Source organism: Variovorax sp. 10N432 (genome assembly GCF_056394465.1).
On record NZ_JBFTHX010000007.1, the window covers coordinates 68,501 to 85,454 of the forward strand.

General features: G+C 70.5%; 15 protein-coding genes. 3 read left to right on the forward strand and 12 right to left on the reverse strand.

Features of this window, described 5'->3' with window-relative positions:
- Window positions 1–68 precede the first annotated feature (68 nt).
- Window positions 69–1,256 (reverse strand): aminotransferase-like domain-containing protein, encoded by a 1,188-nt coding sequence (locus AC1DF3_RS10685; protein ID WP_478139615.1) that lies wholly within the window; start codon window positions 1,254–1,256, stop codon window positions 69–71.
- 63 nt (window positions 1,257–1,319) lie between these two features.
- On the opposite strand from AC1DF3_RS10685, the gene nth reads away from it, so the two are divergent.
- Window positions 1,320–1,958 carry an endonuclease III gene (gene nth / locus AC1DF3_RS10690; protein ID WP_478139616.1) on the forward strand — a complete coding sequence of 213 codons (639 nt, stop codon included), beginning with the start codon at window positions 1,320–1,322 and terminating at the stop codon, window positions 1,956–1,958.
- A 31-nt stretch (window positions 1,959–1,989) separates the two neighbouring features.
- Here the strand turns inward: nth and AC1DF3_RS10695 are convergent, their stop codons facing one another.
- The 4 genes from AC1DF3_RS10695 to AC1DF3_RS10710 are packed head-to-tail and all read right to left on the reverse strand — an operon-like array spanning window position 1,990 to window position 5,847.
- On the reverse strand, window positions 1,990–2,541 hold the full coding sequence (locus AC1DF3_RS10695) for a histidine phosphatase family protein (protein ID WP_478139617.1): 552 nt from the start codon (window positions 2,539–2,541) through the stop codon (window positions 1,990–1,992).
- Window positions 2,538–3,335, reverse strand: coding sequence for an adenosylcobinamide-GDP ribazoletransferase (locus tag AC1DF3_RS10700; RefSeq protein ID WP_478139618.1), 798 nt, complete (start codon window positions 3,333–3,335; stop codon window positions 2,538–2,540). Before AC1DF3_RS10700 ends, AC1DF3_RS10695 begins: the two co-directional genes overlap by 4 nt.
- The gene (gene cobT / locus AC1DF3_RS10705) at window positions 3,332–4,378 is read right to left on the reverse strand and encodes a nicotinate-nucleotide--dimethylbenzimidazole phosphoribosyltransferase (protein WP_478139619.1); all 1,047 of its coding nucleotides are present in this window, start codon (window positions 4,376–4,378) and stop codon (window positions 3,332–3,334) included. The genes AC1DF3_RS10700 and cobT overlap by 4 nt, the downstream gene beginning before the upstream one ends.
- Entirely contained in the window at window positions 4,375–5,847 is a 1,473-nt protein-coding gene (locus AC1DF3_RS10710) for a cobyric acid synthase (RefSeq protein WP_478139620.1), read from the reverse strand. The genes cobT and AC1DF3_RS10710 overlap by 4 nt, the downstream gene beginning before the upstream one ends.
- A gap of 125 nt (window positions 5,848–5,972) precedes the next feature.
- Here AC1DF3_RS10710 and AC1DF3_RS10715 point away from each other — a divergent pair, with 125 nt between their 5' ends.
- Window positions 5,973–6,218 carry a hypothetical protein gene (locus AC1DF3_RS10715; RefSeq protein ID WP_478139621.1) on the forward strand — a complete coding sequence of 82 codons (246 nt, stop codon included), beginning with the start codon at window positions 5,973–5,975 and terminating at the stop codon, window positions 6,216–6,218.
- Window positions 6,219–6,240: 22 nt separating this feature from the next.
- On the opposite strand, the gene AC1DF3_RS10720 is transcribed toward AC1DF3_RS10715, so the two are convergent.
- From AC1DF3_RS10720 to AC1DF3_RS10735, 4 genes are all read right to left on the reverse strand, one after another.
- Window positions 6,241–7,725 (reverse strand): efflux transporter outer membrane subunit, encoded by a 1,485-nt coding sequence (locus AC1DF3_RS10720; RefSeq protein ID WP_478139622.1) that lies wholly within the window; start codon window positions 7,723–7,725, stop codon window positions 6,241–6,243.
- Between the two features lie 30 nt (window positions 7,726–7,755).
- The gene (locus AC1DF3_RS10725) at window positions 7,756–11,013 is read right to left on the reverse strand and encodes an efflux RND transporter permease subunit (RefSeq protein ID WP_478139623.1); all 3,258 of its coding nucleotides are present in this window, start codon (window positions 11,011–11,013) and stop codon (window positions 7,756–7,758) included.
- Window positions 11,014–11,035: 22 nt separating this feature from the next.
- The gene (locus AC1DF3_RS10730; RefSeq protein WP_478139624.1) at window positions 11,036–12,280 is read right to left on the reverse strand and encodes an efflux RND transporter periplasmic adaptor subunit; all 1,245 of its coding nucleotides are present in this window, start codon (window positions 12,278–12,280) and stop codon (window positions 11,036–11,038) included.
- Between the two features lie 205 nt (window positions 12,281–12,485).
- A complete protein-coding gene (locus AC1DF3_RS10735; RefSeq protein ID WP_286531663.1) occupies window positions 12,486–13,349 on the reverse strand; it encodes an alpha/beta hydrolase in 864 nt (287 codons plus the stop codon).
- A gap of 165 nt (window positions 13,350–13,514) precedes the next feature.
- On the opposite strand from AC1DF3_RS10735, the gene AC1DF3_RS10740 reads away from it, so the two are divergent.
- A complete protein-coding gene (locus AC1DF3_RS10740) occupies window positions 13,515–14,429 on the forward strand; it encodes a LysR family transcriptional regulator (RefSeq protein ID WP_286531661.1) in 915 nt (304 codons plus the stop codon).
- Between the two features lies 1 nt (window position 14,430).
- Here AC1DF3_RS10740 and AC1DF3_RS10745 read toward each other — a convergent pair whose 3' ends face one another.
- From AC1DF3_RS10745 to cobO, 3 genes are read right to left on the reverse strand one after another with little or no spacing between them, the layout of a single operon-like run.
- A complete protein-coding gene (locus tag AC1DF3_RS10745) occupies window positions 14,431–15,435 on the reverse strand; it encodes an aminotransferase class I/II-fold pyridoxal phosphate-dependent enzyme (RefSeq protein ID WP_478139625.1) in 1,005 nt (334 codons plus the stop codon).
- Window positions 15,432–16,382: an adenosylcobinamide-phosphate synthase CbiB gene (cbiB, locus tag AC1DF3_RS10750; RefSeq protein WP_478139626.1), complete on the reverse strand. Its 951-nt coding sequence runs from the start codon at window positions 16,380–16,382 to the stop codon at window positions 15,432–15,434. Before cbiB ends, AC1DF3_RS10745 begins: the two co-directional genes overlap by 4 nt.
- Window positions 16,379–16,948 carry a cob(I)yrinic acid a,c-diamide adenosyltransferase gene (cobO, locus tag AC1DF3_RS10755; protein ID WP_301812316.1) on the reverse strand — a complete coding sequence of 190 codons (570 nt, stop codon included), beginning with the start codon at window positions 16,946–16,948 and terminating at the stop codon, window positions 16,379–16,381. Before cobO ends, cbiB begins: the two co-directional genes overlap by 4 nt.
- Between the last annotated feature and the right edge of the window lie 6 nt (window positions 16,949–16,954).

The following is a 16,954-nucleotide window of genomic DNA, read 5'->3' on the forward strand; positions in this document are numbered from 1 at the left end:
CCAAAAGCCCGCCCCCGAAGCAGCGGGCTTTTTTTTCGCCCGTTGCAATGAGGCCCGCCCGGGTCGATCTACAGCGCGCTGCCCAGCCGCGCGATGCCCTCGCGGATCTTGTCCACGTTGGCGGTCGCGAAACTCAGGCGCAGCGTGGCGACATCCGGCTTCTCGGCGAAGAAGGGCGCGCCGGGAACGAAGGCCACGAGTTTCTCGATCGCCCGCTTGGCCAGCACGTTGGCGTCCGCGACCTTGCCGCCGGCACCGGTCAGGCGGGCCCAGAAGAACAGCCCGCCGCCCGGCTGCGTGAAAGTGATGGCGTCGCCCAGCTCGCGCCGCAGCGCCTCGCCCATCGCCCGTGCACGTTCGGCGTAGACCTCGCGCACATGGGCCAGCGTGGCCGGCATCCGGCCGCTCTTGAGGTACTGCGCGGCGGTCGCCTGGGCGAAGGTGCTGGTGTGGGCGTCGCTGAACTGCTTGCACATGGTCGCCTTGGCGAGCAACTCGGCCGGGCCGATCATCCAGCCGATGCGCAGGCCCGGGCTCAGCACCTTGCTGAGGCTGCCGCAATGCGCCACCAGCGCGCGGCTGCCCGGGACGTCCTTGGTGAGCGCCATGATCGAGGGCGGCGGCGCCTGGTCGAAGTAGAGGTCGCCGTAGGGGTCGTCCTCGACGATCAGCGTCTGGTAGCGCACTGCCATCTCGAGCACCTTGCGGCGGCGCTCCAGGCTCAGCATCGCGCCGCTGGGATTGCCGAAGGTGGGGATCAGGTAGACGAACTTCGGCTTGTGTTCGGCGATGAGCTTCTCGAGCTCGTCGGTGCGCACGCCGTCGGCGTCGACCGGCGCGCTGATGAGCTGCGCGCCGTAGAGGCGGAAGCACTGGATCGTCGCGAGAAAGGTGGGGCCTTCGACGATCACCTTGTCGCCGGGCGAGATCAGCGTCTTGCCGAGCAGGTCGAGCGCCTGCTGGCTGCCGGTGGTCACGATCAGGCCGCTCGGGTCGACCTCGACGCCCTTGGTCTTCATGAAGGCCGACAGCTGCGTGCGCAGCGGCTCGTAGCCCTCGGTGGCGCCATACTGCAGCGCCCCGCCGGGCTCTTCGGCGAGCGCCTTGGCGCTGGCCTCCTTCAGCCCCTCGACGTCGAACATCGCGCTGTCGGGAAAGCCGCCCGCAAAGCTGATGATGCCGGGCGTGCCCAGCAGCTTGAAGAGTTCGCGGATGGCGGAGGTTTCGACGTTGTCGAGTCGGGAAGCGAATTGCATGAGAGCCTTCTTGGGAGGAGTTGCAGGAAGCGATTGTCGCAGCCCCCTAAACTCCCCGCCACGATGAAGAAATCAGACATAGAGCCGTTCTTCGCCACCCTGCAGGCGGCCAATCCGAGGCCCGAGACCGAACTCGAATACAAGACGCCCTTCGAGCTGCTCGCGGCCGTGCTGCTGTCCGCCCAGGCCACCGACGTCGGGGTCAACAAGGCCACCCGCCTGCTGTTTCCGGTCGCCAATACGCCCCAGGCGATCCTGGACCTGGGCGTCGAGGGGCTCGAGCGCTACATCAAGACCATCGGCCTGTATCGGAGCAAGGCGAAGCACCTGATCGAGGCCTGCCGGATGCTGGTCCAACAGCACCGAGGCGAAGTGCCGCGCACGCGGGCCGAACTGGAAGCCCTGCCCGGCGTCGGCCGCAAGACCGCCAACGTGGTGCTCAACGTCGCCTTCGGCGAGCCGACCATCGCGGTCGACACCCACATCTTCCGGGTCGGCAACCGCACCGGGCTGGCCCCCGGCAAGACGCCGCTCGAGGTCGAGCTCAAGCTCGCGAAGCGGGTGCCCGAGGCCTACCGGCTGCACGCCCACCACTGGCTGATCCTGCACGGACGCTACACCTGCGTGGCCCGCAAGCCCCTGTGCTGGAAGTGCGCAGTGTCACCTTACTGCGACTACAAGCCCAAGACGCCGGCGCCCTGAAGCGGGCGGCGCGAAACGCCGGGCGCGTCGTTCAGATCTCGATCGTGATGCACTCGCCGAAAGCGATCGGCCGGCCCGGCCACTGATCGGACCGTTCGATGGCGCGGATGCCGTCGCGCAGCAGCCAGGCGCAACGAATCACGCCGGCATGGGTGATCCAGACCGCATCGCGGCCGCCGGCACGCCAGGCATCGAAGGCCTCGCCCACCCGCCGCATGAACTGCCGCGTGCATTCGCCGCTGCGACCCGCCCGCACATCCGCGAAATCCCGCGTCCAGGCGTCGATCTCGGCGCGGTCGATGGCCGACCAGAGCTGCTCTTCCCAGTCGCCCAGATCCATCTCGGCGATGCGCGGGTCGGCGCCGGCCACGGCCAGATCGGGACGCAGCGCGACGATGGCTTGCGCGAGTTCCGAACAGCGCGACAAGGGCGAACAGGTCAGCGAAACCCCTTCAGGCAACACCGGCGCCACGCGCTCGGCCACGGCACGGGTCTCTTCGGGCAGCACGGGAACATCCGTTCGCCCGTAGCAGAAGCCATCGACGGCAGTGGTCCGCGCATGGCGCACGAGCAGCAGCTTCATGCCCGCCACGCCAGCGCGAGGTAGATCGCCAGTTCGCACACCTGCTGCGTCGCACCCAGGCCATCTCCCGTGAACCCGCGCAGCCGGCGCCGCAGCAGCCGCGCGACCAGCCACGCGGCCAGCGCGCACAGCAGCACCGGCGCCATTCCCCGCATCGCGCCCTGCGTCATCACCAGCCAGCCCACCGCCGGCAGCGACCACGCAACGCCGACCAGCAAGGCGCCATTGCCGATCGCGTCGGCCAGCGGCTTCGATTTGCTCGCCGCGTTCTCGTCCCCGACGTAGGGCAGCCAGCGGATCAGGAACAGCGGCGCGAGGCGCGACAGCACATGGGCGCTCACGAGCGCGAGAACCACGGTCGGCACGCCCTGCCCCGCCAGCGCACCCAGCAGCAGCACCTTCAGGCCCAGCGCCAGCACCAGCGCGATCGCGCCGAAGGCGCCGATCCGCGAATCTTTCATGATCTCGAGCGCGCGCGCTCGATCGGCCGATCCGCCGAGGCCATCCGCGACGTCGGCCAGGCCATCCTCGTGAAACGCGCCGGTCATGAGAACGGTGGCGATCGTCGACAGCGCCGCCGCAGCCAGCGCACCGGCGAAGCCCGGAAGCCCGGCCTGCGCGCTGCAGAACACGCCGGCGGCGACAGCACCCACCAGCCAGCCGACGCCCGGGAAATGCGCCGCGCTCGCGCGCAGCATCGCCGGGCTGAAGCCGACCCAGCCCGCGAGCGGCCCCGTGACCGGAACCCGCGTGAAGAACTGCAGCGCCAGCAGGAAGTGGCGCACGCCGTTCATGCCGGCTCCTGCCTCGAAACGCCGGCCGACTCGAAGCTCGCCATGTCGCGCAGGATGCAGCAGGCGGATTCGAGCAGCGGCCATGCCAGCGCCGCACCGGACCCTTCGCCAAGACGCAGGTCCAGCTGCAGCAGCGGCTGCAGCTCCAGGTAGTTCAACAGCAGCCGGTGACCCGGTTCGGCCGACTCGTGCGCGGCGATGCAGCGTTGCACGACATGCGGGCGCAGCGCGTTCGCCACCAGCACCGCGGCACTCGCGATGAAGCCGTCGAGCACGATCACCCGCCGCTCTTGCGCCGCCTGCAGCACCGCGCCCACCAGCGTCGCGATCTCGAAACCTCCTAACGCGGCCAGCGCGGCCAGCGGGTCGGTGGCGGCCGCGTGCAGTTCGAGCACGCCGCGCAGCACCTTGCGCTTGTGGGCCCGCCCGGCGGCATCGAGGCCGGTCCCGGCGCCGGTGCAGGCATCGATGTCCTGCCCGGAAATCCGGGCCAGCAGCAGCGCCGCCGCGGACGAGTTGCCGATGCCCATCTCGCCCAGCAGTACGGCGTTGCCGGGCAGATCGCGCATCAGCGCCATGCCGTTCGCGATGGCCTGCTCGCACTGCGCCATGCTCATCGCCGGCCCCAGGGAGGCATCGGCGGTGCCCGGCGCGACCTTGCGCACGAGCAGGCCTTCTCGCGGCGCGAAGTCGTGCCGCACGCCGCAATCGACGACGGTCAGGTTCAGGCGGTGCTGCCGGGCCAGCACGCTCACGGCTGCGCCGCCGGCCAGGAAGTTTTCGACCATCTGCCAGGTCACGTCGCTGGGGTACGCCGACACGCCGCGCGCCGCGAGGCCGTGGTCCCCGGCGCAGACCAGCATCTGCGGCGCGTCGAGCACCGGCGCCGTGCTGCCCAGGATGCATGCGACGCGCAGCGCCAGCGCCTCCAGCCGCCCGAGCGCGCCGACGGGTTTGGTCTTGTTGTCGAGCAGTTGTTGCAGCCGTGCCGCGAAGGCGGCGTCGTCGATGCCGTCGATCGGGGGAAGTTGTAGCGAAGTCATTCGATCAGGGAGCGCAGCACGCCCGGTTCAAAGTGGGAATCGATGTGGTCGGCCAGGCCGTCGAACACGGCATCGAGCGTTCGCGCCTCGACGCCGAACAGCGCCTGGAGCGCGCCGGGGTCCTCGAAGAGGCCGTGCAGGTAGAGGCCGAGCACATGGCCGGCGCTGTTCTGCCACGCGAGATCGTCCGCCATGACCGCCGTGGCGCGGTCGCCGGCGGCCGCCATGGCGGTGTGTTCGGCCGTCTGGCCATGATGGATTTCGTAGCCGCGCACGCTGAGCCCGGACAAGGCGGCCCACGGGCCCGCCACCGACGAGAATTTCGCCTCGCGGTGGCGGACGGTCTTGTCGGCGGCGAAGACGGTGACCACCGGCAGCAGCCCGAGCCCCGGCCCGTTGCCGTCGACGCCATGCGGATCGATCAGCGCCTCGCCGAGCATCTGCAGACCGCCGCAGATGCCCAGCACGGCGCCGCCGCGTGCCGCATGCGCAGCCACCGCGCGGTCGAGGCCCTGCGCGCGCAGCCAGGCGAGATCGCCGCTCGTATTCTTGGAGCCGGGCAGGATGATCCAGTCGGCGCCGGCCACGTCGGCCGGGCTGCGGGCCCAGCGCAGGCGCACCCCGGCGATGTTCTTGAGCGGCTGGAATTCGTCCAGGTTGCTGATGCGCGGATAGGCGACCACGGCGATGGTGCGCGTGACCTCGCCGCCCACCGCCACGCTGCGGTCGTCGAAGACGCCGTCCTCCTCCGGCAGACCGTGCTGCCACCACATGGGCAGCGTCGCCACGGTCGGCACGCCGGTCAGCGCCTGCAACTGCTGCGGCGCGGGCGCGAGCAGCGAGGCATCGCCCCTGAACTTGTTGAGCACGAAGCCGGCGATCAGCGCGCGGTCGGCTGCGGGCATCAGCGCCCAGGTGCCGTAGAGATGCGCGAAGGCCCCGCCCCGATCGATGTCGGTGACCAGCAGGCAACGGGCATCGGCGTGCCGCGCCACCCGCAGGTTGACGATGTCGCTGGCCATCAGGTTGATCTCGGCGGGCGACCCGGCACCCTCGATGACCACCACGTCGTTCTCGGCGCGCAGGGCGTCGAGCGCCTGCGCGATCTGCGGCCAGACGCGCTCGCTGCGCCCGCGCCAGGGCAAGGCCGTGAGCTCGAGACTCACCTGCCCCATCAGCACCACCTGGCTGTGGGTGTCGCGCTCGGGCTTGAGCAGCAGCGGGTTCATGCGGACATCGGGCTCGGCGCGCGCCGCCAGCGCCTGGAAATACTGCGCGCTGCCGATCTCCCCGCCCGCCACCACGCGGGCGTTGTTGCTCATGTTCTGCGCCTTGAACGGCGCCACCCGCAGGCCCTGGCGCGTGAACCAGCGGCACAGCGCGGTCGCCAGCCAGCTCTTGCCGGCGCCGCTGGTGGTGCCGAGGACCATGACACAGCGGGCCCGGCCGCCTGGCACATTGGAATTCATGAGCGCGATTGTCCTTTACGTGATCTTCCTCACGATCCCCGCAACCGGCTTGAAATGAATCCTAAAGCATTCATGCATTTCACCCTTACCTTCGACGCCATGAAGAAAAAAGGGAACCACGGCGAATGCCAGGCTTACGCGACATAGCGCTCACGGTCGAGGAGCGCGAAAAAAATCAGTTCTTCTGGGTGATCCTGGAAGCCCTCCCAAGCGACGCCGCCGAGGCGATCCACTACAGCGGCATCTACTGCGCCGCCAACCCGCAGGCCACCTACGCGAACGCGCTCGTGATGGGCGCCCACCAGCTGCGCAAGCTGGCCGATCCCGACGGCTGGGCGCACAGCGCGTTCCACGGTCTGCCCATGCGGTGAACGGCTGAGCAACCGAAGCCGCTCAGCGAGCCGCCACCTGCGCCTGCTGACCACCCGTCGGCGCGAGCGACGCCACCTGCGCATCCCAACTGCCCCCCAGCGCCCGGATCAGCCCCACGGTCGCCTGGTACTGCGCCGCCTTCACCTGCAGCGCCTGCCGCCGGTTCTGCAGTTCGCTGCGACGCGCGTCGAGCAGGTCGAGCTGGCTGATCATGCCGTTGCGGTAGCGCGAGTTCGAAAGCAGGGTGGCACGCTCGGCCGACGCGACGGCCTTAGCCTGCACGCCCGATTGCTGGGCCAGGATGCGCAGCGACGACAGCTGGTCCTCCACTTCCTTGAAGGCGACCAGCACCTGCGTCCGGTAGTTGGCCAGTGCGCCGTCGAGCAGCGCCGACGCGCCCTGCACGCCGGCCTCGCGCCGGCCACCGTCGAACACCGGCAGCGCGAGCAAGGCCCCGATGCCCCAGGAGCGCGCCGACCACTTCAGCAGGTCGCCGACGTCGTTGGAGGCATAGCCGCCGGCGCCCGTCAGCGTGATGTCGGGAAACCAGGCCGCCTGCGCGACGCCGACCCGCGCCTGCGCCGCCAGCACCGACTTCTGGGCCGCCGAGATGTCGGGCCGGCGCGACAGCACGGTGGCGGGCACGCCCGGCGGGATCGTCGGCAAGGCGGTGGACCACTCGCCCGCGCCGACGTCGAAGTCGGACGCCAGGTCGCCGACCAGCACCGCCAGGGCGTGCTCCAGTTCGGCACGGCGGCGGTCCAGCGTCATCGCGTCGGACTCGTTGGAAGCGACCTCGGTCTCGACCCGCGCCACATCGAGCTCGGCCACGTCGCCCGCCCGCTCGCGGCTCTGCGTGAGGCGCAGCGTGTCGCGATAGGCCTCGACCGTGTCGCGCACCAGCACCCGCTCGGCATCGACCGCGCGCAGCGCCAGGTAGGTCTGGGCCACTTCGGCCTGGATCAGCAGGCGCGTGCTCTGCAGCAGGCCGGCGCGCGAATCGGCGTCGAGGCGCGCGGCATCGCTGGCGCCGGAGAGCTTGCCGAACAGATCGAGCTCATAGGAGAAATCGAAACCGGCCCGCGCCAGGGTCGAGGGCCGCGGGCTCTGGTTGCGGTCGAGTCCGGCACTGCGCGCGGCACCGGCGCCCACGCCGATCTGCGGCGCGAGGTCGGCATCCGTGCTGCGGGCCAGGGCCCGCGCCTCGGCCAGCCGCGCCGCCGCCGCCTGGATGCTGGTGTTGCGGGCGTCCGCGCGCTCGATCAGCTGGTCGAGCACCGGGTCGTTGAAGCTGCGCCACCAATCGCCGCGCGGCTGCGCCTCGGCAGGCTGGGCCCGGGTCCAGCTGCCCTGCGTGTCGGCGGCCTGCTCCTTGAACTGGGCCGGCAGGTTGAAGGTCGGCAGTTCGGCCGGTGCGGTCGCGCAGCCGGCCAGCACCAGCGCGGCGAACAGCGGCAGCAGCGCGGCGCCCCAGCGCCCGCCTCGGGTTTCAAGTCTTGAATTCATGATCAGCTTTCTTTGGGAAGGCGGAGTGGCCTAGGCGTCGTGATGCAGCGGTGCGGCAGGCGCGGGCTGCAGTCCGCCGCCCGCGCCGCCGCCGCCGGCCGGATGGTCGGCCGACACGAAGGCATCGATGTGCGGCACTTCGCCATGCAGCTTGAGCGGGCGGTTGCCGGCCATCCTGCGCACCGCGACATAGAACACCGGCGTCAGGAACAGGCCGAAGGCAGTCACGCCGATCATCCCGGCGAACACCGCCACACCCATCGCCGAGCGCATCTCGGCGCCGGCGCCGGTGGCGAGCACCAGCGGCAGCACGCCCATCACGAAGGCCAGCGAGGTCATCAGGATCGGACGCAGCCGCAGGCGGCTGGCCTCGATCGCGGCCTGGATCGGCGTGCGCCCGGCGAACTCGAGCTCGCGCGCGAACTCCACGATCAGGATCGCGTTCTTGGCACTCAGCCCGACCAGCACGATCAGCCCGATCTGCGTGAACACGTTGTTGTCGCCATGGGACAGCCAGACGCCGGTCATCGCCGCCAGGATGCCCATCGGCACGATCAGGATGATCGCCAGCGGCAGGGTCAGGCTCTCGTACTGCGCCGCGAGCACCAGGAACACCAGCAGGATCGCCAGCGGGAACACCAGCAGCGCCGAGTTGCCGGCCAGGATCTCCTGGTAGGTGAGCTCGGTCCATTCGTAGCTCACGCCCTTGGGCAGCGTCTCGGCCGCGATGCGCTCGATCGCGTCCTGCGCCTGGCCCGAGGAATAACCCGGTGCCGGCCCGCCGTTGACGTCGGCGGCCAGGTAGCCGTTGTAGCGCATGGCGCGCTCCGGCCCGAAGCTCGAATTGACCTTCATGAGCGCCGACAGCGGCACCATCTCGCCCGAGGTCGAGCGCACCTTCAGCAGGCCCACGTCCTCGGCGCGGGCGCGGTACGGCGCATCGGCCTGCACCCGCACGCTGTAGGTGCGGCCGAACTTGTTGAAGTCGTTCGCATAGAGGCTGCCGAGGTAGATCTGCATGGTGTCGAAGATGTCGGTCACCGGCACGCCAAGCTGCCGCGCCTTGGTGCGGTCGATGTCGGCATAGAGCTGCGGCACATTGACCTGCCAGCTGGTGAACAGGCCCGCGAGCTCCGGCGCCTGCGAGGCCTTGGCCATGAAGGCCTTGACCGCGCCGTCCATTGCCTCATAGCCGACCGACCCGCGATCCTCCAGCTGCAGCTTGAAGCCGCCGGTGGTGCCGAGCCCCGCCACCGGCGGCGGCGGGAACATCACGATGAAGGCCTCCTGGATGCCGGCGAACTGCTGGTTCAGCTGGCCCGCGATGGCGCCGCCGCTCTGGTCGCCCCGCTTGCGCTCGGCGAAGGGCTTGAGCGTCGCGAACACGATGCCGGAGTTCGAGCTGTTGGTGAAGCCGTTGATCGACAGGCCCGGGAATGCGATCGCGTCCTCGACGTTCGGGTTCTTCTTCATGATCTCGCCCATTCGCTGGATCACGTCCTCGGTGCGGTCCAGCGTGGCGCCGTCGGGCAGCTGCGCGAAGCCGATCAGATACTGCTTGTCCTGCGCCGGCACGAAGCCGCTGGGCACCGCCTTGAAGAGGCCGAAGGTGACGCCGACCAGCGCCAGGTAGATCACCAGCATCAGCGTCTTGCGCGATATCACCCGCCGGACGCCGCCGCTGTAGGCCTCGGCGCCGCGATGGAAGAGCTTGTTGAAACCCCGGAAGACACCGCCGAACACCCGGTCCATGCCGCGCGTCAGCGCGTCCCTGGGCGCATCGTGGCTGCGCAGCAGCAGCGCCGCGAGCGCCGGTGACAAGGTCAGCGAATTGATCGCCGAGATCACCGTCGAGATCGCGATCGTGACCGCGAACTGGCGATAGAACTGGCCGGTGAGCCCGCTGATGAAGGCCAGCGGCACGAACACCGCGACCAGCACCAGCGCGATCGCGATGATCGGCCCCGACACCTCGCGCATCGCCCGGTAGGTGGCTTCGCGCGGCGTCAGGCCGGCCTCGATGTTGCGCTCGACGTTCTCCACCACCACGATCGCGTCGTCGACCACGATGCCGATCGCCAGCACCAGCCCGAACAGGCTCAGCGCATTGATCGAGAAGCCCAGCACGTGCAGCACGGCGAAGGTGCCGATCACCGACACCGGCACCGCCAGCAGCGGGATGATCGAGGCGCGCCAGGTCTGCAGGAACAGGATCACCACCAGCACCACCAGCGCGATCGCTTCCAGCAAGGTGTGGATCACCGATTCGATCGAGGCCCGCACGAACTGGGTCGGGTCGTAGGCGATGCGGAACTCCACGCCCTCGGGCATGTTCTTCGCGATCTCGTCCATGGTCTTGCGGACGTCGCGCGAGATGTCCAGCGCGTTCGAGCCCGGTGCCTGGAACACGCCGATGCCGACCGCCGCGTCGTTGTTCAGCAGCGAGCGCAGCGAGTAGTCGGCCGCGCCCATCTCGAGGCGGCCGATGTCGCGCAGCCGCGTCACGGCGCCGTCGCCGCCGGTCTTGACGATGATGTCGCCGAACTCTTCCTCGCTCTGCAGGCGGCCCTGGGCGTTGATCGACAACTGCATGTCGACGCCCGACAGGCCCGGCGAGGCGCCGACCACGCCGGCCGCGGCCTGCACGTTCTGGCCGCGGATCGCGGCCACCACGTCGCTGGCCGAGAGGCCGCGCTGCGCCACCTTCTGCGGATCGAGCCAGACCCGCATCGAGTACTCGCCGCCGCCGAAGATCTGCACCTGGCCGACACCGGGGATGCGCGCCAGCCGGTCCTTGACATTCAGCACCGCGTAGTTGCGCAGGTAGTTGATGTCGTAGCGGTCGTTGGGCGACACCAGGTGCACCACCATCGTCAGGTCGGGTGCGCTCTTCACGGTCGTGATGCCGAGCCGGCGCACTTCCTCGGGCAGGCGCGGCTCGGCCTGCGAGACGCGGTTCTGCACCAGCTGCTGCGCCTTGTCGGGGTCGGTGCCGAGCTTGAAGGTGACGGTCAGCGTCATCACGCCGTCGGTGGTCGCCTGGCTGCCCATGTAGAGCATGCCCTCGACGCCGTTGATCGACTCCTCCAGCGGCGTCGCCACGGTCTCGGCGATCACCTTCGGATTGGCGCCCGGGTACTGGGCCCGCACCACCACCGACGGCGGTGCCACTTCCGGGTACTCGGAGATTGGCAGCCCGCGCAGCGCGATCAGGCCGGCGATCAGCATCAGCAGCGACAGCACGCCGGCAAAGATCGGCCGGTCGATGAAGAACTTGGATAGATTCATGATGTTTCCCCCGCCAGCGGGATCAGGATTTCGCGTCCGCCACGCGCTGGGTCGGCGGCGCCAATTCGGCCTTGGCATCCATGCCGACGGCCTGCGGCGCCACCAGTGCGCCCGGGCGCACATGCTGCAGGCCGTTGACGACCACCCGCTCGCCCGCCTTCAGGCCCTTGGTGACCACGCGCAGTCCGTCCACCGGCGCGCCCAGCGCGACCTCGCGGTATTCGGCCTTGTTGTCGGCGCCGACCACCAGCACGAACTTCTTGTTCTGGTCGGTGCCGACCGCGCGTTCGTTGACCAGCAGGGCCGTGTCGTTGCGCGCCTGGCCCATCCGGATGCGCGCGAACTGGCCGGGAATCAAGGCGCCGTCGGCGTTGTCGAAGGCGGCGCGCACCCGCACCGTGCCGCTCTTGGCGTCGACCTGGTTGTCGATCAGCTGGAGCCGGCCCTGGAACGGCGTGCCTTCGCTGGCCGCGGTGCCCATCTGCACCGGGATGCCTTCGATCCGCCCACGGGCGCTGGCGCCGCCGGGCATGTCCTTCAGGGCCCGCACCACGACCTGCTCGTCGGCATCGAAGCTTGCATAGATCGGACTGACCGACACCAGCGTGGTCAGAACCGGCGCGCCGGGACCGGCCGCGACCAGGTTGCCGACCGTGACCTCCAGCCTGCCTGTGCGCCCGGCGACCGGAGCCCGGACCTGGGTGTAGCCCAGGTTCAGCCGTGCGCTCTGCAGCGAGGCCTGGGCGGCGCGCAGATTGGCCTCGGCCTCGCGGCCGGCATTGGTGCGCTCGTCGAGTTCGCGCTGGGCGATCGCCTTCTCGTCCCACAGGCGGCGGGCCCGCTCCTGCTCGCTGCGCGTGAACGAAACGCGGGCCTGGGCCGAGGCGACCTGGGCTTCGGCACGGTCCACCTCGGCCGCGTAGGGCGCCGGGTCGATGGTGATCAGCAGTTCGCCCTGCTTGACCAGCGTCCCTTCGCGGAAGTGCACCGCCTGCACGGCGCCGGCCACCCGCGATCGCACGTCGACCCGTTCGACCGCTTCGAGCCGGCCCGAGAACTCGTCCCAGGTGTTGATTTCGGTCGCCGCCACGGTCGCCACCGACACCGGCGTGGCGCGCGGCGCCGCCACCGCCGTGACGTCGTTGGCCTGGGCGTGCAGGCTGTGGAAGCCAAGCGCGGCGCAGGCGATCGCCACCAGTGCCGTGACGCCCGTCACGGCGGGCCAGAGGCGGCGCCGGGCCGGGGAGGAAGGTTGAGGGTTCGACATGATGAAGGTCCTTTTGGTGACGCTTGGAAAACACGCCGCCCTCCCGCGCGGGTGGCGCAGGACAGCGGTAGAAAGAAAATCTGCGGGGCGAACGCCGCCCCACGGCGGGTTGGCGCCGTTGGCTTCGAGGTGCCTTCACCTCGGTCTGGTCTGGGAGTTCCGGGTCACCGGAACCAGCGGCGCACGGCCTGCCGTGCGCCGTCGCTCAGTGCGGCGGTGGCGTCGCGCTGAAGAAGTCGCGGAAGTGCTTCTGCACCGCCGCCTCGCAGGCCGCGCAGCCCGAACCCTCGGGTTCGTAGAGCGCCTCGGGCCAGTTCGCCGCGCCCGGCAGCACGCTGCTCGTGACCTCGATGCCGGCATCGGCGAGCCGGCGCGCGAAGTTCAGCGCCTCGTCGCGCATCGGATCGTCCTTGCCGACCAGCACCAGGGTCCGCGCCACCTGCGCCAGCCGCAGCGAGCCGCCAGGCACCGCATAGGGATGGGTCGCGTTGACCGGCCGCTTGAGGTATTCCTGCCAGCCCGACGCCCACTTGCACTGGGTTGCGTCGCCGGTGGCCTTGCGCAGCGATGCGGTCCCAGCGCAGGGGTCCAGCATCGGCGACAGCAGGATCTGGCCGGCCAGCGGCGGGTGGGCCCGGTCGCGCGCCATCAGCGCCACCGCGGCTGCGAGGTTGCCGCCGGCCTCCTCGCCCGCCAGGAACACCTCGGCGCCCTTGCCGGCCAGCTTGACGCGTTGCTTGTAGAGCCATTCGAGCGCGGCGAAGCCGACCTCGATCGGCTCCGGGAACGGGGCCTTGGGCGCCAGCGGGTAGTCCAGCGAAACCACCACGGCGCCGGCGCCGGCCAGCAGCCGGGCCACGCTGCGGCCGTTGTCGAGGTCGCCGCAGACGAAGGTGCCGCCATGGAAATGCAGCACCAGCGGCACGGTCGCTCCGCGCGGCCGAACACCGTACAGGCGGGCCTGCACCGGTTCCCGATCCGGCAATTCGATGCGGATATCGGTCTCGGCGTCCCGTGCAGCGGCCGTGGAGGCGGCGGCAACGGGTTGCTCAATGGAACGGCTGGACATGGACGGCCTCGGTGGATGGACGATGAACGAAATATAAGGCGGGGCGGGGTGGGTTCAAACAGACACCGGGCCCCACTCTGTTTCCATCCGACTAACAATCGCATCCGATGCCCGTGTGAGAATCCGCTCCCCCGAGGCATTCCGCCACCCCCAGGAGCAGCATAGATGGACCAGATCCAGGGCATGCGGATTTTCGTCCGCGTCGTCGAAGCCGGCACGTTCACCCGCGCCGCGGACTCGCTCGGCCTGCCCAAGGGCACGGTCACCAAGCAGATCCAGGCGCTGGAATCGCGGCTGCACGTCAAGCTGCTCAACCGCACCACCCGGCGCGTCACCGTCACGCCCGACGGCGCGGCCTACTACGAACGAACCGCCCGGCTGCTGAACGACTTCGACGACATCGAGGCCAGCATGACCAACGCCCAGGCCAACCCGACCGGCCGGCTGCGGATCGACGTCGGCTCGTCGATGGCCCGCTTGGTGATCCTGCCGGCCCTGTCGACCTTCTGCGACCGCTATCCCGACATCCAGGTCGACGTCGGCGTCAGCGACCGGGCGGTGGACCTGATCTCCGACAACGTCGATTGCGTGATCCGCGGCGGCGACCTGACCGACCAGTCGCTGGTGGCGCGGCGGATCGGCAACCTGCCCTGGATGACGGTCGCCTCGCCGGCCTACCTGAAGCGCTACGGCGCCCCCCAGCACCCCACGGACATCGAGAAGCGCCACCTGGTGGTGGGCTTCTTCTCGGGCAGCACGCGGCGCATGTTTCCGGAAGAGTTCCACCGGGGCGACGAGAAGTTCGAGATCACGGGGCCCTACCGGGTCTCGGTCAACGACAGCAATGCCCACATGACGGCGGTGCTCGGCGGCTTCGGACTGTCGCAGGTCATCACCTACATGGCCGAGCCCTTCATCGCGAGCGGCGAGCTGGTGCAGATCCTGCCGGACTGGACGCGGCCGCCGCTGCCGGTGCACGTGGTGTATCCGCCCAACCGCCACCTGAGCGCGAAGGTGCGCGCCTTCGTCGACTGGGCGGCGGAGCTGTTCGCCAAGCACCCGCAGCTGCAGCGGACCTGACTCAGCGCCGCGCCGCGCGCCAGGCCTGCCGCAGCGCTTCCTGGCTGGCGGGCGGCAGGACGCCGAGCCGCACCAGCCCCGGAAGCCCGAACGAAGCCGTGTCGCGCAGCTTGATGCCGGCCTGCCGGAGCGCCGCGCTGCGGGCCGGCGTGAGCGCGACGTCCGGCTCGGCGCAGAAGAAGTTGGCGTCGCCCGGCAGCAGGCGCCACCCCAGCGATTCGCAAGCACCGCGCTGCGCCGCCTTCCAGGCCCGGAGGGTGGCCAGGCTGTCGTCGAGCCACTGCCGCGCCGCTCCGCCGGTCCAGGCCTCGAGCAGGGCCACGCCATGGGCGCCGAGCGGCCAGGAAGGCGCCAGCCGGGCCAGCCGCGCGCCCAGGTCCTGCGCCGCCACCGGCGCAATCGCATAGGCGGCCCGCACGCCGGTCAGCCCGAGCGCCTTGTTGGGCGTCCAGAGCTGCCAGACGCGGTCGCGCTGCGTCGCGTCCAGCGCCAACGCCCCTTCGAGACGAAGCGGTTCGTAGGCCAGGTCGAGAACGCAGGTCGCATGGGGACCCAGTTGACCCACCCGGCGCGCCAGGTCCTCCTGCGGCAGGCCCAGCGGGCTGCCCGGGTCGCAGCACCAGACCAGGTCGGCCGCGCCATCGACCGTCGCCGGCTGGAAGTGCCAGGCCTTGGCGGCCCGCGCGTAGTCGCCGTAGCCGTGCGGCGGCAGCCGGACCCGCCCGCCGCCGCCCTGGGACACGGCGGCCGTGACACGGCCGATGAACTCGCTGGCGCTGGCGGCGATCACGACCCGATGGGCCTCGACGCCATGGAAGCCGGCCAGCCGATCGCGCAGTTCGAGGTAGTGCGGATCGGGGTAGCGGCTCGCGTCCGCTGCCTGCAGTGCCTGCAGCGCGGCGGGACAGGGCCCGCAGGCATTGCCGTTGGTCGAGAAATCGTGCGGGACCGCGCCCTGGGCGTCGGGTCCGCCGTGCATCAGTTCGAACATCTCGGAGGCCCTCATGCCGCACCCCGCAGCGCAATGCAGCCGATCGCGGCCGAGGCGCAGGCGCCGGCCAGCGCGACCCCGCGGGCGGCGAGCCGCGCTGCCTGCGCGGTGTCGGCCGCTGTGGCGCTTCGGCCGCTTTCGTTGAGCGCATAGACGCCGGGTTTTCCCAGCCGGATTCCCAGCTGCAGCGCCATCGCGGCCATCGGCCAGCCGCTGTTGGGCGACGGCGTCCGGCCGGCTTCGCGGCGCAGGGTCCCGAGTCCTGCGCCCGCCGCCGCCGAAGCGCCCCACAGGAACAGGGCCGTCAGGCGGGCGGGCAGCCACGACAGCAGGTCGTCGGCGCGGGCGGCCCATTTGCCGGCCCAGGTCCACTGCCGGCCTTCGCGCTCGCCGCGGTAGCCCCACATCGCATCCGCGGTGTTGGCGAAGCGGTAGAGCGCCGCACCCGGCAGGCCGAACAGCGCAAACCAGAACAGCGGCGCCACCAGCGAATCGTTGAGGTTCTCGGCCAGCGATTCGATCGCGCTTTCGCGCACCCCGACCGCGTCCAGCGCGCCCACGTCGCGGCTCACCAGCCGCGCCAGCCGGCCGCGGCCTTCATCGAGCGACCGGCCGAGCGCGGCCTCGACCGCCAGCACCTCGTCGCGCAGCATGCGCCAGGCGAGCAGCGGCTTGAGGGCGATGCCGGTCAGCAGCGGCCCGGCCCAGGCCGGCAGGCGGCTCGCAACTTCGGCGACCGCGCAGGCGGCGGCGGCGACCAGCGCGGCGCCGGCGCACCAGGCGAGCGCGCCACCGGCGAAGGCCGCCCGCGCGCGCGCCGGCGCACCGGCCGGCGGTGCGATGCGCCGACCGGCCCAGCCCAGACAGCGGCCGATCCACACCACAGGATGCCAGCGCGCCGGCGGCTCACCGAACCATCGGTCGATGGCCAGCGCCAGCCAGAGGGCCGCGATCGCGCTCAATCCTCGATGCCGCGCTGGGCGGGGATGCCGGCCTTGAACGCGTGCTTGACCATCTGCATCTCGGTCACGGTGTCGGCCAGTTCGACGATCTCGGGCGGGCAGCGGCGACCGGTCAGCACCACGTGCACCTCCTTCGGCCGCGTGCGCAGCGTCTCCAGCACGCTGTCGAGCGGCAGCCAGCCGTAGATCAGCGGGTAGGTGATCTCGTCGAGCACGACCAGGAAGTGCGCGCCCGACAGGATCGCGGCGCGGGCCCGCTCCCAGCCATCGCGCGCCAGCTGCGCCGAGTGCTCGAGATCCTGGCTCTTCCAGCTGAAGCCGTCGCCGAGGCCTTCGATCGGGATGCCGAGCTGCTCGAACATCCGGTGCTCGCCGAAGCGCGCGCTCGGCACCTTCATGAACTGGTAGATCTTCACCGCCTTGCCGCGGCCGTGGGCGCGCAGGGCGAGCCCGAAGGCGGCGGTGCTCTTGCCCTTGCCGTCGCCGGTGTTGACGATCACCAGCCCGCGGCGCTCGCCTTCGGGCTTCTCATAGGGTTTTTCGCTGGGAGGAGTTTCGATCTGCATGTGCTT